The sequence below is a fragment of the Herbidospora sakaeratensis genome (genome assembly GCF_001570525.1).
In the GTDB taxonomy this organism is placed as follows: Bacteria; Actinomycetota; Actinomycetes; order Streptosporangiales; family Streptosporangiaceae; genus Herbidospora; species Herbidospora sakaeratensis.
On sequence record NZ_BBXC01000007.1, the window covers coordinates 1,241,351 to 1,263,321 of the forward strand.

24 protein-coding genes are annotated in these 21,971 nt (G+C 72.9%); 10 read left to right on the forward strand and 14 right to left on the reverse strand.

From position 1 onward, the window contains the following. The first annotated feature begins 7 nt into the window (after nt 1-7). The 3 genes from AW271_RS05180 (at nt 8) to AW271_RS05190 (ending at nt 4,058) form a co-directional block, all read left to right on the forward strand. The gene (locus AW271_RS05180) at nt 8-1,003 is read left to right on the forward strand and encodes a glycoside hydrolase family 113 protein (protein ID WP_062332453.1); all 996 of its coding nucleotides are present in this window, start codon (nt 8-10) and stop codon (nt 1,001-1,003) included. Nucleotides 1,004-1,016: 13 nt separating this feature from the next. Continuing rightward, nucleotides 1,017-1,598 (forward strand): TetR/AcrR family transcriptional regulator, encoded by a 582-nt coding sequence (locus AW271_RS05185; RefSeq protein ID WP_062332455.1) that lies wholly within the window; start codon nt 1,017-1,019, stop codon nt 1,596-1,598. A 120-nt stretch (nt 1,599-1,718) separates the two neighbouring features. Next, a complete protein-coding gene (locus AW271_RS05190) occupies nt 1,719-4,058 on the forward strand; it encodes an alpha/beta hydrolase (protein ID WP_157553903.1) in 2,340 nt (779 codons plus the stop codon). A gap of 91 nt (nt 4,059-4,149) precedes the next feature. Here the strand turns inward: AW271_RS05190 and AW271_RS05195 are convergent, their stop codons facing one another. From AW271_RS05195 to AW271_RS05220, 6 genes are all read right to left on the reverse strand, one after another. Beyond that, the gene (locus AW271_RS05195; protein WP_062332461.1) at nt 4,150-4,743 is read right to left on the reverse strand and encodes a response regulator transcription factor; all 594 of its coding nucleotides are present in this window, start codon (nt 4,741-4,743) and stop codon (nt 4,150-4,152) included. Next, the gene (locus AW271_RS05200) at nt 4,740-5,798 is read right to left on the reverse strand and encodes a sensor histidine kinase (RefSeq protein WP_083976079.1); all 1,059 of its coding nucleotides are present in this window, start codon (nt 5,796-5,798) and stop codon (nt 4,740-4,742) included. The genes AW271_RS05195 and AW271_RS05200 overlap by 4 nt, the downstream gene beginning before the upstream one ends. Next, entirely contained in the window at nt 5,789-6,496 is a 708-nt protein-coding gene (locus tag AW271_RS05205; protein WP_062332463.1) for an ABC transporter permease, read from the reverse strand. Before AW271_RS05205 ends, AW271_RS05200 begins: the two co-directional genes overlap by 10 nt. Further along, on the reverse strand, nt 6,496-7,347 hold the full coding sequence (locus AW271_RS05210; RefSeq protein ID WP_062332466.1) for an ABC transporter ATP-binding protein: 852 nt from the start codon (nt 7,345-7,347) through the stop codon (nt 6,496-6,498). The genes AW271_RS05205 and AW271_RS05210 overlap by 1 nt, the downstream gene beginning before the upstream one ends. Before the next feature lie 122 nt (nt 7,348-7,469). Further along, nucleotides 7,470-8,336: a fumarylacetoacetate hydrolase family protein gene (locus AW271_RS05215; RefSeq protein WP_218007942.1), complete on the reverse strand. Its 867-nt coding sequence runs from the start codon at nt 8,334-8,336 to the stop codon at nt 7,470-7,472. A gap of 30 nt (nt 8,337-8,366) precedes the next feature. Further along, the gene (locus AW271_RS05220; protein ID WP_062332472.1) at nt 8,367-9,494 is read right to left on the reverse strand and encodes an erythromycin esterase family protein; all 1,128 of its coding nucleotides are present in this window, start codon (nt 9,492-9,494) and stop codon (nt 8,367-8,369) included. 79 nt (nt 9,495-9,573) lie between these two features. Here AW271_RS05220 and AW271_RS05225 point away from each other — a divergent pair, with 79 nt between their 5' ends. Then, nucleotides 9,574-10,332, forward strand: a complete 759-nt coding sequence (locus AW271_RS05225; protein ID WP_062332475.1) for a TioE family transcriptional regulator — start codon at nt 9,574-9,576, stop codon at nt 10,330-10,332. On the opposite strand, the gene AW271_RS05230 is transcribed toward AW271_RS05225, so the two are convergent. The 3 genes from AW271_RS05230 to AW271_RS05240 are packed head-to-tail and all read right to left on the reverse strand — an operon-like array spanning nt 10,240 to nt 12,838. Further along, entirely contained in the window at nt 10,240-11,046 is an 807-nt protein-coding gene (locus tag AW271_RS05230) for an ABC transporter permease (protein ID WP_083976084.1), read from the reverse strand. The two genes, AW271_RS05225 and AW271_RS05230, sit on opposite strands and share 93 nt — an antisense overlap. Next, nucleotides 11,043-12,056 (reverse strand): aliphatic sulfonate ABC transporter substrate-binding protein, encoded by a 1,014-nt coding sequence (locus tag AW271_RS05235; RefSeq protein WP_062332478.1) that lies wholly within the window; start codon nt 12,054-12,056, stop codon nt 11,043-11,045. Before AW271_RS05235 ends, AW271_RS05230 begins: the two co-directional genes overlap by 4 nt. Then, on the reverse strand, nt 12,053-12,838 hold the full coding sequence (locus tag AW271_RS05240) for an ABC transporter ATP-binding protein (RefSeq protein ID WP_062332481.1): 786 nt from the start codon (nt 12,836-12,838) through the stop codon (nt 12,053-12,055). The genes AW271_RS05235 and AW271_RS05240 overlap by 4 nt, the downstream gene beginning before the upstream one ends. A gap of 64 nt (nt 12,839-12,902) precedes the next feature. On the opposite strand from AW271_RS05240, the gene AW271_RS39470 reads away from it, so the two are divergent. The 5 genes from AW271_RS39470 (at nt 12,903) to AW271_RS05260 (ending at nt 16,000) form a co-directional block, all read left to right on the forward strand. Further along, nucleotides 12,903-13,358 (forward strand): hypothetical protein, encoded by a 456-nt coding sequence (locus tag AW271_RS39470; RefSeq protein ID WP_062332484.1) that lies wholly within the window; start codon nt 12,903-12,905, stop codon nt 13,356-13,358. 31 nt (nt 13,359-13,389) lie between these two features. Further along, nucleotides 13,390-13,980, forward strand: coding sequence for a TetR/AcrR family transcriptional regulator (locus AW271_RS40570; protein WP_169806281.1), 591 nt, complete (start codon nt 13,390-13,392; stop codon nt 13,978-13,980). Continuing rightward, nucleotides 13,977-14,306 (forward strand): ketopantoate reductase family protein, encoded by a 330-nt coding sequence (locus tag AW271_RS42205; protein WP_245652929.1) that lies wholly within the window; start codon nt 13,977-13,979, stop codon nt 14,304-14,306. The genes AW271_RS40570 and AW271_RS42205 overlap by 4 nt, the downstream gene beginning before the upstream one ends. Continuing rightward, nucleotides 14,222-14,848: a ketopantoate reductase family protein gene (locus AW271_RS05255; RefSeq protein WP_245652930.1), complete on the forward strand. Its 627-nt coding sequence runs from the start codon at nt 14,222-14,224 to the stop codon at nt 14,846-14,848. The genes AW271_RS42205 and AW271_RS05255 overlap by 85 nt, the downstream gene beginning before the upstream one ends. A gap of 78 nt (nt 14,849-14,926) precedes the next feature. Then, on the forward strand, nt 14,927-16,000 hold the full coding sequence (locus AW271_RS05260) for a DUF5685 family protein (protein WP_063817853.1): 1,074 nt from the start codon (nt 14,927-14,929) through the stop codon (nt 15,998-16,000). On the opposite strand, the gene AW271_RS05265 is transcribed toward AW271_RS05260, so the two are convergent. From AW271_RS05265 to AW271_RS05285, 5 genes are all read right to left on the reverse strand, one after another. Beyond that, a complete protein-coding gene (locus tag AW271_RS05265) occupies nt 15,997-16,338 on the reverse strand; it encodes a peptidase inhibitor family I36 protein (protein WP_063817886.1) in 342 nt (113 codons plus the stop codon). The genes AW271_RS05260 and AW271_RS05265 overlap by 4 nt on opposite strands. Nucleotides 16,339-16,445: 107 nt before the next feature. Next, entirely contained in the window at nt 16,446-19,241 is a 2,796-nt protein-coding gene (locus AW271_RS05270) for a M14 family zinc carboxypeptidase (RefSeq protein WP_218007943.1), read from the reverse strand. 288 nt (nt 19,242-19,529) lie between these two features. Further along, nucleotides 19,530-19,919, reverse strand: a complete 390-nt coding sequence (locus AW271_RS05275; protein ID WP_157553905.1) for a hypothetical protein — start codon at nt 19,917-19,919, stop codon at nt 19,530-19,532. Between the two features lie 53 nt (nt 19,920-19,972). After that, nucleotides 19,973-20,539: a YdeI/OmpD-associated family protein gene (locus AW271_RS05280; protein WP_062332499.1), complete on the reverse strand. Its 567-nt coding sequence runs from the start codon at nt 20,537-20,539 to the stop codon at nt 19,973-19,975. Continuing rightward, nucleotides 20,536-20,925, reverse strand: coding sequence for a VOC family protein (locus tag AW271_RS05285; RefSeq protein WP_062332501.1), 390 nt, complete (start codon nt 20,923-20,925; stop codon nt 20,536-20,538). The genes AW271_RS05280 and AW271_RS05285 overlap by 4 nt, the downstream gene beginning before the upstream one ends. Nucleotides 20,926-21,000: 75 nt before the next feature. On the opposite strand from AW271_RS05285, the gene AW271_RS05290 reads away from it, so the two are divergent. Further along, nucleotides 21,001-21,933: a helix-turn-helix transcriptional regulator gene (locus tag AW271_RS05290; protein ID WP_062332504.1), complete on the forward strand. Its 933-nt coding sequence runs from the start codon at nt 21,001-21,003 to the stop codon at nt 21,931-21,933. Nucleotides 21,934-21,971: the final 38 nt, after the last annotated feature.

Genomic DNA, 21,971 nt, shown 5'->3' on the forward strand with positions numbered 1-21,971 from the left:
TGTGAGCATGCACACCCGAGGCGTCAACTACGACACCGGCTTCGCCGACCTCCCCTCCCGTCGGGCCGGGCACAGCACCCACGAACCCTTCGACCCCGCCGAGGTCGCCCGCGACATGCGGGTCATCCGCGACGACCTGCGCTGCACGGCGGTCCGCATCACCGGGCAGTACGCCGACCGGCTGAAGACCGCCGCCACCGCCGCGGCCGACGCGGGGCTGGAGGTCTGGTTGTCCCCGTTCACCTGCGACGTCACCACCGGCGAACTGCTGGCCGTGATCGCCGACTGCGCCGCGCACGCCGAGCGGCTGCGGCAGGGCGGCGCCGAGGTGGTCATGGTCACCGGGTCGGAGGTGAGCATGATGACCGACGGCTTCCTGCCGGGCGAGACTCTGCGCGAGCGGGTGCCCCGGCTGGGCGAGGGGATCGCGCTCGTGCCGGACAAGGTGAACACGTTCCTCGCCGAGGCGGTCGCGCTGGTGCGCGAGCGGTTCGGGGGCCGGGTCACCTACTCGTCGTTGCCGTTCGAGCAGGTCGACTGGACGATCTTCGATCTCGTCGCCACCGACGCGGGCTACCGGTCGGCGGCCACCGCCGCGACCTACCGGGAGTCCGTCCGGGCCCTGGTCGCGCAGGCGCGGGAGCTGGGCAAGCCGTTCTCGGTCAACGAGTTCGGCTGCGTGACCTACCGGGGCGCGGCCGACGCGGGGGAGCGCGGCGACGCCGTGGTCGAGTGGAGCGAGCGCGGCCCGGCCGCCCGGCTGACGCGGGAGGTCGTCCGGGACGAGGAGGAGCAGGCCCGCTACCTGCGCGAGGTGCTGGCGATCCTCGACGAAGAGGGGGTCGACGCGGCGTTCTGGTACACCTTCGCGCGGTGGGACCTGCCGGGCGGCTTCGACGTCGCCAGCCCGGGGGTGGTGAAGGTGCTCGACGGCGGGGCCGGGTGGGCGCCGAAGGCGTCCTTCGCCGCCCTCGCCGACGTCTACGGGCGCATGGACGCGTGAATATGCTGCCTGCATGACCGACCTGAGGGCCCGCAACCGGCAGGCCACCCGCGCGGCGATCACCGCCGCCGCGCTGCGCCTGGCCGTCGAACAGGGCCCCAGCGGCCTGGCCCTCGTCCGGGTCAACGACATCGCCTCGGCGGCCGGGGTGTCGCCCCGGACGTACAACAACTACTTCTCCAGCAGGGAGGAGGCCATCTGCGGCGGGCAGGCCGACCGGTCGCGGGGCGCGGGCGACGCGCTCCGGGCGCGGCCCGCCGGGGAGCCGCTCGACGTGGCCGTCACCGAGGCGATGGTCGGGCTGTTCACCGATCCCGAGCCCGACCGGGCCGGGCTGCGCATGATCATGCTGACCCCCGAGCTGGAGGGCGAGGCGCTGCGCGCCTTCACGGTGGGGGAGTCCTCGCTCGCCGAGGCCATCGCCGAGCGCACCGGGGAGACCGGCCTCCGTCCCGAGGTCACGGCGGCGGCGGTGGTCGCCGCGATCAGGGTCGCCGGGCGGCACTGGCTGACCCCGGCCGCCAACCATCCGTTCGCCGACGTCATCCGGCGGGCGCTGAGCTCGGTCTTCTCACCTGATCAGACCTCGCGATGAGGTAGATCGTTTACGTCCGCGCAACGGAGGTTAATGCCGGGACAATAGTTGAAAGTTTAACTCGTGCTGTTTCGTGAGCTTTGTGTGGCTTGCGGGACGTAAATGCACGAGAGGAATGCCATGAGGCTTTCTAGGGCCACCGCGATCCTGGCGGTGGTGACGGGGCTTCTCGCCCTGCCCCTTCCCGCCGCCGCCGACACCTGGTCGGTCGTCGAGGTCGACGGCGGATACCGGGTGACGTTGACGCTGGACGAACCCCTGCCCGTCCGGAACGCCGCCCCCGAGCTGGCGGTCGACGGATTATCGCTCGGGTACGCCACCGAGAGCGCCGACGGTCACACCCTGACCCTGCTCACCGACGATCCGCGCGCCGCCGGGGCGCAGCGGGTCGAGGTCGCCTGGAACGGCGTCGCCGAGTCGGCGGCGCAGGTCAGGTCGCGGGCGGTCTACACCCCGCCGGCCGACCCGCAACCGTCGACCATCCCGGCCGACCCGGCCACGCCGGGACCGTTCCCGGTCACCGAGACCGACTACGACCTGGGCGCGCAGGCCATCGCCCTGGACGGCCTCGGCGGGCGGCTCGGCGAACTGAAGGCCCGGGTCTACGCCCCGACGGGGGCCGCCGGACGGCGTCCGCTGGTGCTGTTCCTGCACGGGCGGCACTCCGCCTGCTACGACGCCGTCACCCGGCGGACCAGCAACACCGCCTGGCCGTGCCCCGCGCCGCAGATCCCCATCGACAGCTACACCGGCTACAAGGGCCCGGCCGACGCGCTGGCCAGCCACGGGTACATCGTGGTGTCGGTCAGCGCCAACGCGGTCAACGCCTTCGACGCCAACTTCTCCGAGGACCGGGGCGCGCTGGCGCGCGGCGAGGTCGTCATGCGGCACCTCGACCTGATCAACGAGGCCGAGAAGGGCAAGGGCGACCCCCAGCTGGTCTCCCTGTTCCAGGGCCGCGTCGACCTCGACAACGTCGGCCTGATGGGCCACTCGCGCGGCGGCGAGGGCGTCGCGAAGGCGGTGCTGATGAACGCCGGCCGGGCCAAGCCCTACGGCATCCGCGCCGTGCTGCCGCTCGCGCCGACCGACTTCGCGCGGGCCACGCTGCCCGGCATCCCGACGCTGACGATCCTGCCGTACTGCGACGGCGACGTGTCCAACCAGCAGGGCCAGCACTTCTACGACGACTCCCTGTACGCCGTCCCCGGCGACACCGCCTTCCGGTCGGTCCAGATGGTCATGGGCACCGACCACAACTTCTTCAACACCGAGTGGACGCCCGGCGTCGCCACCGCCCCCGCCTCCGACGACTGGTCGAACAACAACGACCCCGTCTGCGGCAACCGCGCGCCCTCCCGCCTGTCGGCGAGTGAGCAGTACGCCGTCGGCACCGCCCTGATGGCCGGGTTCTTCCGGCTCGTCCAGGGCCAGGAGACGGCGCTGCTGCCGCTGTTCGACGGCAGCAACAAGACGGTCGCCTCCACCGGCCGCGCCGTCGTCTACTCGGTCGCCCAGGCCCCGGCCTCCAGCCGGATCGACGTCGACACCTTCGCGGGCTCGACCATCTCCACGGTCTCCGGCGCCGCTACCGGCGTGATCTGCGCGAGCATGCTCGACCGCTCCCCGCAGAGCGGCCTGCCGTCGTGCGCGACGAAGCTGACCACCTCGCAGGCGCCGTCGTGGACGCCGGCGACGTACCTGCCGAACGCCGCGGCGACCTCGCTGATGCGGTTCGCCTGGACCGACACGACCGGGAAGCTGACCGTCACGCTGCCCGAGCGGAACGTCTCCAAGGCCGAGTACCTGACCTTCCGGGTGGCCCGCGACGAGAACGTCCCGGCCGCCCAGCCGCTCGACCTCGCGCTCACCCTGGTCGACGGCCGCGACCGCAGCGTCACGGTGCCGGTCTCCTCGCTGAGCACCGCCCTGGAGGCGCTGCCCGGCCTCGCCTCGCCGCTGCCGAAGACGTGGCTGCGGGCGGTCCGTCTGCCGCTGTCGGGGCTCAGCGGCATCGACAAGAAGGACGTCAAGGAGGTGTCGCTGACCGGCGTCTCGCCGACCGGCGGCGTCTACCTGGCCGACCTGTCGTTCACCCGCTACCGCGTCGGCGAGGAGACCGTCGCCGCGCTGCCGCAGGTGTCGGTCGGCGACGTGACCGTGGCCGAGGGGAACGGGCCGGGCGTGGCGACGATCCCGGTGACCCTGTCGCGGGTCTCCGACCGGCCGGTGACCGTGTCGGTGCAGGCCCTGCAGACCGGCACCGCCCCGGTGATCACCTCGCTGGCGGCGTCGGTCACCATCCCGGCCGGGTCGACCGGCGGGACGTTCACGGTGCCGGTGGCCGGCAACACGGTCAAGGCGACGGTCGCGCAGTCGTACCAGGTCGTGGCCGGCGTCTCGGCCGGCGCGACCGTCGGCGACGGTTTCGCCCGCCTGGTCGTCACCGACGACGACTGATCGCAGCGCCTCCGCCCGGCGGTGGGAACGCCGGGCGGAGGCACTCACCAGCATCACGCACCCGCGTATAGGGCCGGTATAGGGCCAGGTCTCAGAGCCAGCCGCGCGAGCGGGCGGTGCCGACCGCCTCGGCCCGGTTGCGCGCCCCCGTCTTGCCGATGGCCGACGACAGGTAGTTGCGCACCGTGCCCTCGGTCAGGAACAGCGACCGGGCGATGTCGGCGACGCTCGCCCCGCCGTCGGCCGCGCGCAGCACGTCGCACTCCCGTACGGTCAGCGGGCTCGCCCCCACCGTCAGGGCCGTCACCGCGAGCTTCGGGTCGACCACCCGCTCGCCCGCCATCACCCGCCGGACGGCGGCGGCCAGCTCGGCGGCGGGCGCGTCCTTCACCACGAACCCGGCCACCCCGGCGTCGAGGGCGCGGCGCAGGTAGCCGGGACGGCCGAACGTCGTCACCACGACCACCCGCACGCCGGTGAGCCGCTCGGCCACCTCCAGGCCCGACAGGCCCGGCATCTCGATGTCGAGCAGCACCACGTCGGGCCGGTGCGCGGCCACCGAGGCGAGCACCTCGTCGCCCCTGGCCACCTCGGCCACCACCTCGATGTCGGGTTCGAGCCCGAGCAGCGCGGCCAGGCCGCCCCGCACGAGGTCCTGGTCGTCGGCGATGAGCACGCGGATCACGGCACCTCCACCCGCAGCCGGTAGCCGCCCTCAGGCCGGGCGCCGGCCTCCAGGGTGCCACCGGCCGCCTCGACCCGCTCGGCCAGGCCCAGCAGCCCGGTGCCGGAACCGGCCCCCGCGCCCGCCCGGCCGTCGTCGCTCACTTCAAGAGACCGGTCGCCGACGGTGATCCAGCACCGGGTGGCCCCGCTGTGCCGCAGCACGTTGGTCACCGCCTCGCGGACGACCCAGGCGAGCAGCGACTCCGAACCGGGCGGGACGGCGCCCGCGCCCGTGACGGTCAGCCCGATCCCGGCCAGGTCGAGCGCCGCCCGCGCGTTTGCCAGCTCCTCCGGCAGCGACACCGCGCGATAGCCGGCGACCGCGTCGCGCACGTCGTCGAGGGCCTGCCGGGCGGTGCGCTCGACCCCGCCCATCTCCTCGGCGGCCCGCGCCGGGTCGGTCGCGGCCAGCCGGGCGGCCAGCTGGCTGCGGATGGTGATCGAGGTCAGCGTGTGGCCGAGGATGTCGTGCAGGTCGCGGGCGAACCGCAGCCGCTCGTTCTCCACCGCGAGCCGCTCGCTCTCCGCCGTCGCCTGGCTGAGCCGCATGATCAGCTCCCGCATGTGGACGAGCGCCCGCACCGCCCCCGCCTCCAGCGCCATCACCAGCGGCACCCACCACACGAACCCCTCGCCGAACGCGACGAGCGCCGCGACGGTCACCCCCATCGTCACGACCAGCCCGGCCGCGAAGACCAGCGGGCGCAGCGTGCCCAGCACGGAGATCACCAGCACGAACGACGTGTACGCCCACGGCGCCCCCAGCAGCGGGACGAGCGCCCCCGCCGAGGCCAGCAGCACCACGACGCTGCGCGGGTCGGGCCCGCCGACGCCCATGACCCGCCACATGATCCGCCCCCAGCAGAGGGCGAACACGCAGACGAGGGCCGTGATCAGGGCGAGTTCGGCGGGCCCGCGCGTCTGGAACGCGACCCACAACGGCCAGACCAGCACGAGCAGCCAGACCTGGGAGGCCAGCCGCGCGACGGTCAGCGCCGTGCGGCTCACCTCCACGCGGCACTCCGGTAACGCCACAGCCCGAGCAGCACGAACAGCGCCGTCCACCCCGCGAGCACCAGCACCGACGTCCCGGTCGGCGCGAGCCCGTCGAGCGCCCGCCAGCCCAGCGACCCGGCCTGGTGGGCCGGGCTGTACTCCGCGAACACCTGGAGCCCTTCGGGCATGCGCGACACCGGCAACCACAACCCGCCGAGCACCGCCATCACGAAGTAGACGACCATCATGGCGATGTTCGCCGACTGGCCCTTCAGCGAGTAGCCGAACGCCACCCCGAGCGCCGCGAACGGCAGCACCCCGGCCCAGATGAGCAGCGGCAGCGCCAGCCAGGTCGCGGCGGGCAGCCGCACGCCGCCCAGCAGCGCCCCGGCGGCCAGCACGATCACCACGCTCGGCAGCACCGCCAGCATGCCGCCGGCGAGCTTGGCCGCGATGTAGCCGTGGGCGGGCAGCGGCGTGACGGCCAGCTGCCGCAACCAGCCGCCCGACCGCTCCAGCGCGATCGCCCCGCCGATGAACAACGCGCCGCCCATCGCGCCGTACGTGGCCATCGACACCATCGACACCGGCCCCGACGCCAGGTCGAGCACCTTCGTCCACAGCAGGTAGAGCAGCACCGGGAACCCGGCCAGGAAGACGAGGTTGACCGGATTGGACATCGCCCGCCGCACCTCGAAGCGCAGGAAGGACCGCATCACGCCCCCTTCCCGGTCAGGCTGACGAACGCGCTCTCCAGGTCGGCCCCCGACGTGCGCACGTTGCGCGCGTCGCCGAACCCGGCGAACAGCGCGCGGAGGGTCGCGTCGGAGTCGCCGGTCCGCAGGACGGCCGTGGCGCCCTCGACCACGACGTCGTGCACGCCGGGCAGGGCCCGCAGGCCGGGTTCGTCCATCGTATCGAGGGTGAGCCGCACCTCCGTGCCGCCGACCAGCGCCTTGATCTCCTCCACCGGCCCGTCGGCGACGACCCGGCCGCCCGCCAGCAGCACCACCCGGTCGGCGTGGTCGTCGGCCTCGGCCAGGTAGTGGGTGGCGAACACGACCGTGCGGCCGCTGACCCGCCGCCACAACGCGCGGCGCGCGTCGACGTCGAGCCCGACCGTGGGCTCGTCGAGGATCAGCAGCCGGGGGTCGCCCGCCAGCGCGAGCGCGAACCGCACGAGCTGCCGCTGGCCGCCCGACAAGCCCGCCACCCGGCGTCCGGCCAGCGCCTCCAGCTCGGGGTCGGCCAGGATCGACGGCGTCGGGTACATCCCGGCCACGGCCCCGACCAGGTCGCCGACCCGGACGTCGTCGGGCAGCCCGGCGTCCTGCAGCAGCACGCCCACCCGCCCGGCCGCCAGCGCCTCGCGGGGCGGCCGCCCGAGCAGCCGGGCCGTGCCCGAGTCGGGGGCGAGCAGCCCGAGCGCGATCGACAACAACGTGGTCTTCCCGGCCCCGTTGGGGCCGAGCAGGGCGACCTTCTCGCCCTCGCGGACGCGCAGGCTCACGCCGTCGAGCGCGGTGATCTCCCCGTAGTTCTTCGTCAGATCAGTGAGTTCCAGCATGGGCCCAGCCTCGCCCGGAGGGGCCGGCGGCCTGTAGTGCCGCCGATCAGCACGACCCGCATGACGGATGTCATACCGCCAGGAACTCGTCGATCCGCCGGTCGGGTGCACCTCTCGTCGGTTCAGAAGCCGGGCATGTTCGCCTTCCCGGCGACGACCGTGCTGGTGAGGGTGCCGACCTCGGAGATCGTGATGGTGATCTCGTCGCCCGCGCGCAGCGTGAACGGCAGCTCGGGGACCAGGCAGGTGCCGGTCGCCAGGATCACCCCGTCGGGGAAGACGTCCTCGCGGAACAGGTAGCCGACCAGGTCGTCGAGGCGGCGGTGCAGCTGGCCGGTGCTCGCCTCGCCGTGCCACGCCTCCTCGCCGTCGCGGGTGATCGTCAGTTCGATGCCGAGGGTGTACGGGTCGGGCACCTCCCACGACGGCCGGATCGCCGGGCCGGTGGCGCAGCCGCCCAGGTAGATCTTGGCCTGGGGGAGGTAGAGCGGGTTCTCGCCCTCGATGGTGCGCGAGCTCATGTCGTTGACCACGGTGTATCCGGCGATCTCGCCGTGCCGGTTGACCACCAGGCCCAGTTCCGGTTCCGGTACGTCGATCTCCGAGTCGGCCCGCACCGAGACGTGCCCGCCGTGGCCGGTCGCCCGCCAGGCCGCCGACTTGAAGAACAACTCGGGGCGGTCGGCGTCGTAGACGAGGTCGTAGACGTCGGCCGCCTTCTCGCTCTCGACCATGCGGGCCGCCTTGGACCGCTCGTAGGTCACCCCGGCCGCCCACACCTCCATACGCTCGTCGAGCGGGGGAAGGAGGCGGACCGACGACCGGTCGTGGCGGGGGCCGTCGGCGGCGGCGCAGCGGTCGCGCAGCTCCTCCACGGTCAGCCTGAGCAGCTCGCCGATCGTCCCGTCGATCTCCGTGAGGTGGACGCCGTCGTCGAGACCGATCGTGGCCTGGCCGGTGGCCGGGGCGATGAACCGCGCGATGTGCACTATCTGCTCCTTTGGGGTGGTTCTCCGGGGCTATCTTCGCAAAGACGTTCCGTCGGCGACGTGCAGGAGGGCGTCGGCCCCGTCGAGGGTGTCGGCGGCGAGCGGGAAGTAGCCCATCGGCGGCGTGGTGTCGGTGCGGGTGAGGCCCGACGGCATCGTGGTGGTCAGGCCCCACGTGGCGAACCGGCCGCCCAGGTCGTCCTCGTAGGTGCCCGCCGGCGGGTCGCCCAGGCCGAGGGCCGCGCTGCGGCCCAGGGACGACGCGATGAAGGCGTAGCGGTCCCCCCACAGGGACGCCACGATCTCCCCGGCGCCGTGCCAGGTCATCGACGTGCCGCGCATCTCCCAGGTGCTCGGGGTCTTCTTCAGGTGGAGGTTGTGCGAGAAGACGAGGGTGCGGCCCCGGCGGGTCTCGGCGTCGCGGATGGCGAAGAGGTTCTCGGCCATGATGGCGTCGCGGGTGGCCAGCAGCAGGCGGATGCGCGCGCCCTGGTCGAGCGGGATCGCCGCCTGCCGGTGGTAGCGGAGCAGGGCGATGCCCGCCGTCAGATGGGTCTTGGCCCGCGACCACGCCGCGCGCGGGCTCTCCGGGGCCCTCTCGTGGAGGCGGGCCAGCAGGTCGTCGGCGATGACCCGCGCCTTCTCGGCCTCCGGGGTCGCGCCGGGCGACCGGGCCGGGTCCATGATGGCGTCGGTGTGGTGCCAGCGTTCGTCGTCGCCCAGCAGCCCGGCCAGGTCGAGGTCGAGGCCCAGGTGGTCGCGGGCGTGTTCGAGGTAGGCGCGCGGGCTGGGGGCGGTGGTGTTCTCGGTGGGGGCGTCGAAGCCGTGGAAGGTCAGCCGGTCCTCCGGCGGGCGCGTGGCGTTGTGCTCGCGCAGCCAGGCGACCAGGGCGCGGTTGGGCGCGAAGCCGCCCCAGCCGTGGGAGAAGCCGTCGCGCATGACGTCGTCGAGCGAGCCGGGCCCGCCCTGGACGTAGTCGTCGACGGCCAGCGCCGCGACCCGGTCGATCTCCAGGGCGATCGAGCGGAAGCCGAGGCCCGTCAGCCGGTCGAACAGGTCGTTGCGCACCCAGCCGAAGGCGGGTTCGCCGTGGGTGGGCTCGCCGAGCCCCAGCAGTTCACATGACGGAGGGACGAAGTCGCCGATGTCCTGACTCATGTGCCGCAAGCGTAACATTGAGGGCTCCGTGGAAACTTTTATGGCGTTTCCACTGGACGAAAGGGCTGAAGTCTCAACCGTGCGTCCCACCGACCTCGCCCGCGAGCACGGCATCTCGACCCAGGCGGTGCGCAACTACGAACAGGCGGGCTGCCTGCCGCCCGCCGGGCGCACCCCCAGCGGCTACCGCGTCTACACCGAGGTCCACGCGGCGGCGCTGCGCGCCTTCCTGGGGCTCGTCCCGGCGTACGGGCACGCGACGGCCGTCCAGATCATGAACGCCGTGCACGGCGACCGGCTCGACGACGCGCTGGCCCTCCTCGACGCGGGCCACGCCCAGCTGATCCGCGACCGGGAGACCCTCGACGTGGTCCGCGGCGCCGTCCACCACCTGACGGAACGACCGGGCGGGCCCGGGGCCCGCAGCATCGGCGCGCTCGCGCGCCGGCTCCGGGTCACCCCGGCCACGCTGCGGAAATGGGAGGAGGCCGGGATCCTCGGCCCGGCCCGCGACCCGGCCACCGGATACCGGGTCTTCCGCGCCGAGGACGTGCGCGACGCCGAGCTCGCCCACCTGCTGCGGCGCGGCGGCTACCCGCTGGCGCGCATCGCGACGGTGGTTCGGCAGGTCCGCACGGCGGGCGGCGCCGGGTCGCTCGCCCGCGCCCTCGACGACTGGCGGCGCCGCCTCACCGGCCGGGGGCTGGCCACGCTGCACGCGGCGGCGCGGCTCAGCTCCTACCTGTCACTTGTGGGTGCGCAGCACCCGCTTCTCGACCAGCCCGAGGAGCGCGTCGCACAGCTTGCCGAGCGTGGCCAGCAGCACGATCGCCATTAGCAGGATGTCGGTCCGGCCGGTGTTCTGGCTGTCGATGAGCAGGAAGCCCAGCCCCATCGACGAGGCGATCAGCTCGGCGGCGACCAGGAACAACCAGCCCTGGGCCAGGCCGAGCCGCAGCCCCGAGAAGATCGCCGGGGCGACGCTGGGCAGCATGATGCGGCCCAGCAGCCCGCCGCCCCGCAGCCCGTAGGCGCGGCCGACCTCGACCAGATGGGCGTCGGCGTGCGCGAGCGCCGCCGAGATCGTGGTGTAGACGGGGAAGAAGCTGCCGATCGCGACCAGCGTGATCTTCGGACCCTCGCCGATGCCGAGCCAGAGCAGCAGCAGCGGCACCCAGGCCAGCGACGGCACCGCGCGCAGCGCCGCGATGCTCGGCGCGACGACCGCCCGCACGCCGGGCGACAGGCCGACGGCGGCCCCCAGGAGGAAGCCGAGCCCGGCCCCGGCGGCGAAGCCGATGAGCACCCGCTGCACGCTGATGGCGATGTGCGTCCAGAGGGACCCGTCGCCGGCCAGGTCGGCCAGCGCGTCGAGCACCGACAGCGGCGGCGGGAGCTGCGCGGCCGAATAGGCGCCTGACGAGGCGGCGACCTGCCAGGCCACGATCACCACGACGGGCAGCGACAACGCGGCGGCGACCGGCGTCCACCGCCGCCTCGGCGTCGTCGCCGGGCGCTCCCGCACCTCTTCCGCGGCGCCGGACAGCGTCACCTCTGGCCCGCCTGTTCGGCGAACTTCGGCTCGAAGAGGGTGTCGAGGGCGGTCCTGGCGTCCTGCTCGGTCTTGACCTGCTTCTCCTCGACGAGGGTCGGCAGGATGCGCTCCAGCACCGCGCGCTGGTCGGCGCCCGGCGCCGGGCCGACGGTCAGGTTGGTGCGCTCGGTCAGCACCAGCTTGGCGACCTCGGGCGACACCTTCGACTCCTTCGACAGCAGCGCGACGGCCGCGTCGGGGTTCTTCTGGATCCAGTCGCGGGCCTTCTCGTAGGCGTTGACGGTCGCCTGGACGAGATCGGGGTGCTCGGTGATGAACGCCTCGCGGGCGTTGAGGAAGCCGTAGGAGTTGAAGCCCGGGTTGCGGTAGACGAGCTTGGAGCCCGCGTCGATCTGGCTCTGCGCCATCAGCGGGTCGAGGCCCGCCCACGCGTCGACGTCGCCGCGCTCCAGGGCGGTCTTGCCGTCGGCGTGCTGGAGGTTGACGACCTCGACGTCGGTGGCCGCCAGGCCCGCCTCGTGCAGCGACTGGAGCAGGAAGAAGTAGGGGTCGGTGCCCTTGGTGGCGGCCACCCGCTTGCCCTTGAGCCCGGCCACGTCGGTGACGGGGGAGTCCTTCGCCACCACGACGGCCGCCCACTCGGGCTGGCTGAAGATGCCGACGGCCTTGATGGGCGTGCCGTTCGACCGGGCCTGGAAGGCGGCGGCGCCGGCCGTCGAGCCGAGGTCGATCACGTTGGCGCGCAGGTTCTCGTTGGCCTTGTTGGAGCCCGCCGACAACGTCCAGGTGACCTTGACGTTCTTGGCGGCCAGCTCGGTCTCCAGCCACTTCTGCTCGCGGATGACCAGGCTGGAGGGGTTGTAGTAGGCGTAGTCGAGCCGCAGTTCGGTCTGCTGCCCGCCCGCGTTCTCCGCGGCGGGCTGCCCCGTCGCGTCCTCGCCGCTCACGCAGGCGGTGGCGAGCGTCGCGGCCAGGGCGAGGGTCAGCGTGATCCGGAGTCTGCTCATCGTGCGTGGGTCTCTCTTTCCAGGGGGGTACGTCGCGGCACGCCGAGGCCTGCCAGCAGTTCGGACCTCAGCGCGGCCAGTTCCGGCTGATGATGGTCCCGGGGCCGATCTCCCGGCACGTCCAGGACGACGCTCACTCCGGTGGGAGCGCCGCCCAGGAGCACGACCCGGTCGGCCAGTTTCAACGCCTCGTCGACGTCGTGGGTGACGAGGACGACGGTCGTGCCCGACCGCCGCTGCACGTCCTCGACGAGGTCCTGCATGCGCAGCCGCGTCAGCGCGTCGAGCGCCGCGAAGGGCTCGTCGAGCAGCAGCACGCCGGGCCGCCGCGCCAGCGCGCGGGCCAGCGCCGTCCGCTGCGCCATGCCGCCCGACACCTGCCGGGGCCGGTGGTCGGCGAACCCGTGCAGCTCGACCTCGGCGAGCCACTGGCGGCTGGCGGCGTCCCGCTCGTTGCGGGGCAGCCCGCGCGGCAGCCCGAGGGCGACGTTGCCGGCGAGGGTGCGCCAGGGCAGCAGCCTCGGCTCCTGGAACACGACGGCGCAGCGGGGGTCGATCCCGGTGACGTCGTGCCCGTCGACCCGCACGCTCCCCGAGGTGGCGAGGTCGAGCCCGCCGATCATGCGCAGCAGCGTGGACTTGCCGCAGCCGGAGGCGCCGAGCAGGGCGACCACTTCGCCGGGGGCGATCTCCAGATCGATGTCGCGCAGCACGACATGGTCGCCGAATGCCCGGCCGACGCCGCGCAGCGAGACACCTGCGGGTGCGGTAGTGATCGTCACGAAACGGACTATATCCTACCAAACCGATAGACATAACGGGGTACCCGTGTGAATCATGCGGCCCATGAAGGCGGACCTGACCTCGGCGGACCCGCGCGTCCGGGCGAACGCGCTCCGGTGGCTGGCCCGCCCCGGCGACGCGGCGGACGCCGCGGCCCTCGTGGGTGATCCCGGCGAGTTCGATGATCGGGACGAATGTAGCGACCCCCCGGAGTCGGCCCGGACACCGGTCCGTCTCGTCGCCCTCGAAACACTCGCCGCGCTCACCGGTGGCGGCTATGAAGACGTGTTCGACGCGGCCCTGGACGACGCCGACCTCCGGGTCCGCGCCGCCGCGACCCTGGGCGCCTCGCCGGGGGCGCTGCTGGCCCGGCTCGCGGTCGAGGAGGACCGGGGCGTGCGCTACCGCGTCGCGGTCGCCCTGCACCCGGCCGACGTGGCGATCGCGGTCCTGGCGGAGCTGGCCACGGGAGACGACGTCGCCGCCGTGGCGGCTCGGGCCGTTCTCGGCACGGCTTGAACTGTACGAAACGGTTTCGTACAGTTGGGGCATGCCGATGGACTCCCCGCCCCGTTCCCGCATGAAGCCCGAGCGGCTCGCCGAGCTGTTCGAGGTGGTTCGCGCGTTGCTGCTGGACGCCGGCTACGAACGGCTCACCTTCGACGCCGTGGCGGTCCGGGCCCGGATGAGCAAGGCGACGTTGTACCGCCATTGGGGAGGGAGCAAGGCCGACCTGGTCATGGCCGCCCTCACCGAGCATCGCCCGGCCCTGCCCGACCACGCCGGGGCGACCTCGCTCGACCAGGTGTTCGCCGAGATGGCCCCTGCCGACGGCATGCCGACCCGCGACCTGCGCATGGGACTCATGCTGCTGCACGCGGCGGCGGCCGACCCCGGCTTCGGCGCCGCGCTGCGCGCGGAGATCATCGCGCCGGCCGTGAACACGCTGGCCGGGGTCTTCGAAGCCGCGGCCGACCGGGGCGAGATCGTGCGCGACTCGCCGCTGTTCCGGCGGCTGGCCCACGTGATCCTCGCCGACCTCGCCCTCTCGCCCCTGATCAGCGGCCGCGAGGAGAACGCGGCGTCCCGGCGCGAGCTGTTCCGGACGGTCATCCGGCCGGCGCTCACCTTCACGTCATGAGGATCCTCGTGTACGGCGCCGGGGTCGTCGGCAGCCAGTACGCCGTCCGCCTGCACGAGGCCGGGCACGACGTCTCGCTCCTGGCCCGGGGCGAGCGCCTGGCCTCCCTGCGCCGCCACGGGGTGCGGCTCGCCGAAGCCGGCAGCCCGGCCGTCCGGCGGATACCGGTGCCGGTGGTCGACCACCCGGCCGACGGATACGACCTGACGCCGTGCCGGTCCGCACCCATCAGGTCGACCCCGTGCTGGCCTCGCTCGCCGACCTCGACGGCGCCGTGCTGTTCCTGCACAACTGGGCGGCCGGGGCGCGGGCGCTGGGCGCGGTGATCGGCCACGAGCGGGTCCTGCTCGGCTTCCCCGCGGCCGGCGGCACCATGGAGGGCGACGTGGTCCGCTACCGCGCGGCCAACGTCCTGACCCGCCGGGTCGGCATGCCCATCGGCGAACCCGACGGCCGTGCCACCCCCCGGCTGGAACGGATCGTGACGGCGTTCCGCGCCGCCGGATTCAACGCCAGGGCCGAACCCCGGATGGAGGCCCGGCTCAGGACGCACGCCGCGGTCACGGTGCCCCTCGGGCTGGCGGTGCGGGCGGCGGGCGGCCCGGTCGCCCTGGCCGACGACCGGGACGCCGTCCGCGGCATGCTCCACCTCGTGCGGCGGAACCTGGCGGCCCTGCCGGCGCGCCCGGTCCCACGCGGCCTCGACGCGCTGCGGACGCTGCCGGAAGGGCTGCTCGTGGCGGTGGTGCGGCGCTTCCTGCGGAGCCCGACGGCCGTCCACAGCGGACTCAGCAACACCGCGCCCGCCGAGAGGGCCGAACTCGAGCGGCTGGCCGAGCAGATGCGGGCCGGCGCGAGGGGCCGGTAGGCGGCAGGTGGCGGTATCCAAGCGGGGTGCAAGTCGGCGCTGGCATGCTGATCCCGAATTCTCGGGAAGGATCATGGTTTGTTCGGGATTGTTCGGCCCTGCAAGCACAACCTGTGCGGCGGCCTGTTCGCCGAGTGGACGGCCCACCTGTGCGGCCTCTGCGTGGCACTCCGCGACGAGCACGGCCACGCCGCGCGGCTCGTCACCAACTACGACGGCCTGCTGGTCTCGGTGCTGACCGAGGCCCAGTCGAAGGAGACCCGGCACCGCCGCGCCGCCCCCTGCGCCCTGCGCGGGTTCAAGGGCGCCGACATCAGCGAGGCCGAGGGGGTCCGGCTGGCCGCCGCCGTGTCGCTGATCCTCGCGGCCGGCAAGCTCGCGGACCACGTCGAGGACGGCGACGGCCCGTTCGCCCGCCGGTTCGTCGCCGCGGGCGGCACCCGGCTGGCCGAGCGGTGGGCGCGGGCGGGCACGGCCACCGCCGGGGCGCTGGCGTTCGATCCGGGGCCGCTGCTGGCGGCCGTACAGGAACAGACCCGGGTGGAACGGCTGCCGGGCGGCTCCCTGCTCCAGCTGACGGCCCCGACGGAGGACGCCGTCGCGGCGGCGTTCGGGCACACGGCGGTGCTGGCCGGGAAACCCGGCAACCGGGAGACGCTGGAGGAGATGGGCCGCTACTTCGGGCGGCTGGCCCACCTGCTCGACGCCGTCGAGGACCTCGACCGCGACCGCGCGCAGGGCGCCTACAACCCGCTCGCCGCCTCCGGCACCGACCTGGCGACCGCGCGGCGGCACTGCGACGACGCGGTCGACGGCCTCCGGCTGGCGGTCGCCGACCTCGACCTCGAACGGCGCGGCCTGGTCAGGGCGCTGCTCGTCAAGGAGACGGGCCGCGCCGTCGGGCGCACCTTCGCCGAGGCGGAGGCCCCCCGCAAGGACCCCCGCCTCAAGCCCGACCCCGGCGGCCTGACCTCGTTGTTGTGCACGTCGGCCGCCTGCTGCACCTGCGGGCTCTACCGCCCGCCGTGGGACGAGGAGCGGTACAACTCATGCACCGAACGGTGCGATTGCAGCGGCTGCGACGCGTGCTCCAACTGCTGTAACGGGTGCTCGGGCTGCTGCGAGTGTTGTGACTGCTCCTGCGACTGCTAGCACTTCGGGGCGACGGCGTCGACCTTGGCGCCGAAGTCGCGGTCGTCGTACACCTTGCGGAAGTCGCCGCCGCGCACGACGCGGGTCTCCTTCTTCGACGGCACTTCGATCCAGTTGACGAAGCACCCGTCGGAGGTGGCCCGGAAGGAGCCCACGTTGTCGTGCAGCGCCGGCGGCACGTCGACGTAGCCGTCGCCCGGGTTCCAGCACCACGACGAGCCTTTGTATTCGCGGCCGCTGAACATGCAGATGTCGCCGGGCGTCGCCTGGGCGGCGGGCGCCGCGGCGGTCAGGGAGGCGAAGGCGAGCAGGCCGGCGAGGGTGGCGATACGGATCATGCTGCCGACCATAACCCCGGGTGATCGGGTGGATCCCGTAGGCGACGTACCGGAAAAGGGAAAAGCCCGGCCGGGGTGGCACCCGGCCGGGCCTCTTCTCACACGGGTCAGCCGACGACCGAGCGGAGCGGGATGCCCGTCGCGTTCAGCTCGTTGACCAGGTCACGCAGGAAGGGGTGCTCGTGGATGTCGAGGCCCTCCGGGTTCGGGATCGTCAGGTAGGACGACCCGGCCGCGCTGGCGACCGTCGCGGTGCCGGTGTACTTCGCGACCACGGCCTGGGTGCGGGCGAGGTCGGCGTCGGCCACCTGGATCTGGAACGGACGCCACTCGCCGCCGATCAGCGGGGTCTCCTCCGCCGGGGCGGCGGGGGCGGCGGCCCGGGCCGAGGCGCGCTTCTGGGCGGCCGGCGTGGCGGCGCCCTCCGGCATCAGCAGGGCGTTGGCGACCAGGTGGATGCCGTTCTCGTTGTACGCCCGGAACAGCGGGTTGTACGCGAACAGCACCGCGTGCCCGGCCCCGGTCGGCTCGTTGGTCAGCGCCACCGAGCCCTTGAGGGCGTCGGCGCCGTTGGTGGTGCCGTTCACCCACCAGGAGCCGTCGGTCGGGTAGGTCAGGACGTTGGTCCCGGTGGTCGACGGGTTGAGGATCGGGTCGCCGTTGTTGAACTGGAAGTCCTCGGCCGGGCGGCCCAGGGCGACGGCGTCCGACGTCGCGGTGTCGACCCGGAAGTGCGAGCCGATGACCTGGTAGCCGGTCGGCTTGGTCTTCTCGGTGGTGCTGGTCAGGCCGGCCGCGCGGGCCACGCGGGTGCCCTGGTTGCGCAGGCCGATGTACGTGCCGCCGTTGGCCACCCACGCCTTGAGGTTGGCCTGGCCCTGGGCGGTCAGGCCGCCGGTGGCGTTGCTGCCGTCGGGCATCAGCAGGACGCCGCGCTCGGTGAAGGCGGCGGTGTTGTTGTTGACGTCGGCGGTGGTGACCGGCTTGAGGGTCAGGCCCCACTTGGCGCCCAGGACGAAGCGGGCCTCGCCGTAGGAGCCGGAGGTGGTGCTGACGCCGGTGCCGTTGTAGAGGCCGACGTCGGGGGTCTTCAGGAGCGTGCCCGAGGGGGCCGCGCCGCTGCCAATGACGGTCACGCCGAGGGAGGTGGCGAGCGCGTCGAGGTCGTTGCGGCCGATCTCGCCGGGCGAGAAGGAGACGACGCCGGTGGAGAGGTCGCGCTGGAGCGCGACGCCCTGGCCGAGGAGCTTGAAGGTCAGCTCCGAGGCGGCGGCGGAGTCGAGCGGGTAGGAGAAGGAGCCCTTCTTCGACGCGCCCTGGGCGACGCCGCCCTCCATCCTGCGGACCAGCTGGGCCTGCGGCGACACGACGTCACCGCTGTAGACCGTGTCGACGCCCGCCAGGAGCGGGTTGCTCCAGGAGGAGACGTCGTAGAAGTACGGGAACGGCACGTACGGGTCCTCGCCGAGCGTCGCCTGGATCCAGTGCTTCTGCGGCTGGGCCATCGGGATGTAGTACGAGCCCTCCGGGATCACCTTGTCCGTCTCGGACCGGCCGCCGAAGATCTTGGCGTTGGGCACCGTGAGCGGCTTGGTGAGGCGGTAGACCTCGACGTCCATCTGACGCAGGCGCTCGACCAGCTTGCGCACGTCGCCGAGCTGACGGTCGTTCAGCAGGAAGTACGAGCGGATCTTGACGTCCGGAACGGGGAACTGAACGGTGTTGGTCGGCTGCACGACCTCGTTCGGCTCCAGCACGCCCTGCTCGCCCTCGGCGAGCGCGGTCTTCCAGATGTCCCAGTAGCTGCCGAGGATCTCGTGCTTGTTGGCGGCGGCCCAGCCCGTGGTGGCCCACTGGGTGTTGAACTGCTGCTGCACGCGGTCGGGGACGGCCGAGGAGGAGCCCTTCTCGAACGTCATGCCCGCGGCGCCGAACCCGGTGGCCGGGACGGTGTCGCCGTAGCCCATGTAGAACATGTCGTACGTGGCGTAGTTGAAGTAGCACTCGACGGTCACCGAGCCGCCGCACGCGCCGTTGAAGCCGAAGCCGGCCTTGTTGGCCTCGCCGATGCGGTTGATCCAGTCGACCGGCTGGTCGGCGATCTCGTGGTGGATCGGGTCGGCGTTCGGCGGGAAGAAGTACTGCCGCCCGCCCATCTCGTGGGCGTCGATGAAGACCTGCGGCGGGTACTTCCGCAGCAGCTCCAGCTTGGCGTCGGTCTCCTTCTGGGTGCGCGCGAACCAGTCGCGGTTCAGGTCGAAGCCGTACTCGTTCTGCCGGCGGCTGGCGTCGCGGCCGTCGGGGTTCTGCGTCGGCACGATGATCGTGAGCAGGTTGTCGTTGCGGTTCTTGACGTCGCACGACAAGCCCGACGCGAGCTCGTAGAGCGTCTGCAGCGAGGCGTCGGCGCCGCTCTTCTCGCCGCCGTGCACGTTGCCGGCCACGTAGACGATCGCGGGCACGTCCTGCGCGATCTTGGCGGCCTTGGCGTCGGTCTGGGTGCGCGGGTCCCGCAGCGACACGATGTCGTCCGCGATCTTCTTCAGCCGCGCGTCGGTGACGTTGGCCGCGTTCGACACGATCGCGTAGGGCATCTCGGTGCCCAGGACGCTGTCGGTCATGACGCCCAGCCGCACGCGGTCGGAGGCGGCCCCGACGGCGTGGGTGTAGTCGATCAGCTCCTGGCTGGTCAGGATCCGGGTCTGGCCCGTGCCCAGCGGGAAGCCGAAGAACTGCTGGGGGCTCGGGACCGACGCGATGTGGGCGGGGTCGGTGGAGCAGTCGGCCGCGGCCGACTGCGCCGAGGCGGTCGGCGTCAGGGTGAGGCCGGCCGCCACCAGCGTCGCGGCGCCCAGTGCCGCGACGTAGGGGGATTTTCTGCGCATGATCGCGCGAAACCGCATGTCGCCTCCAGGGCGGAGGGGACGGGGGTGCTCGGGAGAGGGAACCCGTCCGAGGGAGTACGAAAGCCACTGCGGACGGTAATGGAACGGTAAAAACAGGACAAGGGACAGGAAAACTCAACAAAACACTGTCAAAACCTGTGGTATCTCACATATTACCAGGTCACATAGGTCCCGCTGGTCCCTGATGTCCCTTTATAACGCCCGATAACGACTGGGCCTCGTCTTCGCAACCTCGGGAACTGCGGTTTCCCGTCACGGCTCCACCCGACCGAGGCGGGCCACCCGTCAGGACCGGATCTGATCGGCCGGAGGGGCGGTCACGGTCGTGTCGTCCCAGTCGGAGTAGACGATCTCCGTGGCGGTCCTCGCGCTCAGCCGCTGCCGCACCGGCCGCCCCGGCGCCGTCTCCTCGTCTCCCATCCGCATGTACGCGACGCCGTCGGCCCGGATGAGCCGCCCGCGCAGGCCCCCGCCCAGATCGGCGAAGACATCCTGGTCGGGGCCCTCGGTGATCATGGTGGCGCGCGCGGTCCCGTTCGTCGCCGCCCGTTCGACGTCCGGGTGCGCCCGCAGGTACGCCTCCACGTATGCGCCGATCTCGGCGGCGGTCTTCGTCTCCGGACCGCAACCCGCCACCAGCAGCGCCACCACGGCGATCACCACATATCTGGGCACGCCGGGCATGCTCGCACGGCCACGTGCAGAAACCTCCGCGCGTGACGTGGAGATCACGTGCAGAAAGGTCGCGGGACGTCCGGCGTCCGCTCGCCCTGGAGGTCGTCGAGGGCCTTCTTCAGCCGGGCCGCCCGCGCCTCCGGGGTGCGGGCCTTGAGCAGCGGCAGCACCAGCAGGTAGCGGGCAGTGCGATCGAGCCCCTCGAAGGCCGCCCGTGTGGCGGGGTCGAGCGCCGCCTCCAGGTCGGCGGGCACCGCGAACTCGCTCTGGGCCGCGTAGGCGGCGTCCCAGCGGCCGTCGGCGCGGGCCCGTTCGACCTCCGCGAGCCCCGGCGGGCGCATCCGCCCCGCCTCGGTGAGGGCCTCGACGCGGCGGACGTTCACCCGCGACCACGGGCTGCCGCGCCGCCGCCGCGAGAACCGCTGCAGGTAGCTGTGCTCGTCGTGGCCCTTGCGCTGGCTGTCGATCCAGCCGTAGCAGAGCGCCACGTCGAGCGCCTGGCCGATGGTGATCGACTCCAGCGGCGCGCCCTTCTTGGCGATGCGCAACCACACGCCCTCACCGGCGTGGTTGGCCGACAACCAGGTCTCCCACGCCGCCGCGTCCGGGAAGTGCATCATCGGCCCAGCATCTCCAGGTAGTGGGGGTTGTACATGACGCCCAGCACGTTCCCGAACGGGTCGGCGACCGCGGCCGTCACGAAGCCCTCGCCGCGGTCGGTCAGCGGCAGGTGGGGCGTCGCGCCCAGCTTCAGCAGCCGGTCGAGCGCCTCCGCCACGTCGTCGACGTGCCAGTGGGCCACCGCGCCGCCGGGGCGGGCCGGGGCGCCGTCGGGGGCGTACCGGGAGTCGGCGACGCCCAGTTCCGCCAGGTGGTCGCCGATCCGGAACTCCACGTACCCCGGCACCTCGAAGTAAGGCGCGACGCCGAGCACCTCGGTGTACCACTCCTTGGCGGCCGTCAGATCGTCGGCCCAGAACGTGATGGTGGCGAGTCCGCGCAACATGGGTCACTCCCTTTCGTCTCTCCTCGCACAGTAGGCACGATCGCGGAACGTACGGTTCCGCGATTGACTGGCACCATGCTGGAAACCTCCGTCAGGCTGCTCCGCCTGTTGTCCCTCCTCCAGTCGCGCCCCGACTGGGGCGGTCCCGAACTGGCCGCCCGGCTCGGTGTGACCGGCCGGACCGTCCGCAACGACGTCGAGCGCCTGCGGATCCTCGGGTACGAGATCCGCTCCACCCCGGGCGTGGCGGGCGGCTACCGGCTCGGCGCGGGCGCGGCCCTGCCGCCGCTGCTGCTCGACGACGAGGAGGCGGTGGCCGTCGCCGTCAGCCTGCACGCCGCCGCCGGGGGCACCGTCACCGGCATCGAGGAGACCTCGTTGCGGGCGCTGACCAAACTCCAGCGCATGTTGCCCTCCCGGCTGCGCCACCGCATCGACGCCGTCGGGGTGGCCACGGTCTCCGTCGCCCGGCGCGGCCCGACCGTCGACGCCGCCACCCTCACCCACATCGCCGCCGCCGTCCGCGACCGCGAACGCCTGCGCTTCGACTACCGGCTGCGCGACGGCACGCCGGGCGTGCGCGAGGTCGAGCCGCACCGGCTCGTCTACACCGGCCGCCGCTGGTACCTGCTGGCCTGGGACGTCGCCCGCGCCGACTGGCGCACCTTCCGCGTCGACCGGGTGCGGCCCCGGGCGCCCAACGGACCGCGCTTCACCCCGAGGGAACCCCCGGCCGACGCCGCCACCCAGGTCATGCGCGGCGTCGGCTCGGCCGCCTACCGGCACCCGGCCCGGGTGCGGCTGCACGCCCCGATGGAGCGGCTGACCGAACTGCTCACCCCGGCCGCCGGGGTGCTCACCGACGACGGCGTGCTGGAGACCGGCGGCGACTCGCTGGGCGACCTGGCGGCCTTCCTCGGCAGTCTCGGCGTCGACTTCACCGTGCTCGACCCGCCCGAACTGAAGGATCACCTCCACCGATTGGCGGGGCGATATGCCCGGGCCTGACTACACTCGGCACCCGAGTCCGTGATGCCCAGACGGGA

What these genes read in the sequence shown, in the direction of transcription:
- AW271_RS05235 (WP_062332478.1), bottom strand. Translation starts at nt 12,056, where the DNA reads ATGAGCAGACTCCGGATCACGCTGACCCTCGCCCTGGCCGCGACGCTC.
- AW271_RS05205 (WP_062332463.1), bottom strand. Translation starts at nt 6,496, where the DNA reads ATGCGGTCCTTCCTGCGCTTCGAGGTGCGGCGGGCGATGTCCAATCCG.
- AW271_RS39470 (WP_062332484.1), top strand. Translation starts at nt 12,903, where the DNA reads ATGAAGGCGGACCTGACCTCGGCGGACCCGCGCGTCCGGGCGAACGCG.
- AW271_RS05190 (WP_157553903.1), top strand. Translation starts at nt 1,719, where the DNA reads ATGAGGCTTTCTAGGGCCACCGCGATCCTGGCGGTGGTGACGGGGCTT.
- AW271_RS05185 (WP_062332455.1), top strand. Translation starts at nt 1,017, where the DNA reads ATGACCGACCTGAGGGCCCGCAACCGGCAGGCCACCCGCGCGGCGATC.
- AW271_RS05285 (WP_062332501.1), bottom strand. Translation starts at nt 20,925, where the DNA reads ATGTTGCGCGGACTCGCCACCATCACGTTCTGGGCCGACGATCTGACG.
- AW271_RS40570 (WP_169806281.1), top strand. Translation starts at nt 13,390, where the DNA reads ATGCCGATGGACTCCCCGCCCCGTTCCCGCATGAAGCCCGAGCGGCTC.
- AW271_RS42205 (WP_245652929.1), top strand. Translation starts at nt 13,977, where the DNA reads ATGAGGATCCTCGTGTACGGCGCCGGGGTCGTCGGCAGCCAGTACGCC.
- AW271_RS05290 (WP_062332504.1), top strand. Translation starts at nt 21,001, where the DNA reads ATGCTGGAAACCTCCGTCAGGCTGCTCCGCCTGTTGTCCCTCCTCCAG.
- AW271_RS05210 (WP_062332466.1), bottom strand. Translation starts at nt 7,347, where the DNA reads ATGCTGGAACTCACTGATCTGACGAAGAACTACGGGGAGATCACCGCG.
- AW271_RS05180 (WP_062332453.1), top strand. Translation starts at nt 8, where the DNA reads ATGCACACCCGAGGCGTCAACTACGACACCGGCTTCGCCGACCTCCCC.
- AW271_RS05265 (WP_063817886.1), bottom strand. Translation starts at nt 16,338, where the DNA reads ATGATCCGTATCGCCACCCTCGCCGGCCTGCTCGCCTTCGCCTCCCTG.
- AW271_RS05220 (WP_062332472.1), bottom strand. Translation starts at nt 9,494, where the DNA reads ATGAGTCAGGACATCGGCGACTTCGTCCCTCCGTCATGTGAACTGCTG.
- AW271_RS05270 (WP_218007943.1), bottom strand. Translation starts at nt 19,241, where the DNA reads ATGCGGTTTCGCGCGATCATGCGCAGAAAATCCCCCTACGTCGCGGCA.
- AW271_RS05280 (WP_062332499.1), bottom strand. Translation starts at nt 20,539, where the DNA reads ATGATGCACTTCCCGGACGCGGCGGCGTGGGAGACCTGGTTGTCGGCC.